1 rRNA gene is annotated in these 327 nt (G+C 60.2%); it reads right to left on the reverse strand.

Annotated features, from left to right (window positions below):
* Positions 1 to 6: 6 nt before the first annotated feature.
* Positions 7 to 123 (reverse strand): 5S ribosomal RNA (rrf, locus tag O2V63_RS20705).
* Positions 124 to 327 lie beyond the last annotated feature (204 nt).

Genomic DNA, 327 nt, shown 5'->3' on the forward strand with positions numbered 1-327 from the left:
AGTTATGTCCGGCGGCGTCCTACTCTCCCACCCGGTCCCCCGGGCAGTACCATCGGCGCTGAAAGGCTTAGCTTCCGGGTTCGGAATGAGACCGGGCGTTTCCCTTTCGCCATGACCGCCGTAACACTGTGAAGATGTACCCCTCCCAACACGACCCCGGTCACCCGGGACGGTGTCCTTGGAGGAGCGGAACACGAGGGTTCCGTACCTTCAGAGCTGCACAGTGGACGCGACATTGTCTTGCAATAAAGGGCTGGATGAGTATGTGGTCAAGCCCTCGGCCTATTAGTACCGGTCAGCTCCACGACTTGCGCCGCTTCCACTTCC

This window comes from Modestobacter sp. VKM Ac-2977, from assembly GCF_026968045.1.
Taxonomy (GTDB): domain Bacteria; phylum Actinomycetota; class Actinomycetes; order Mycobacteriales; family Geodermatophilaceae; genus Modestobacter.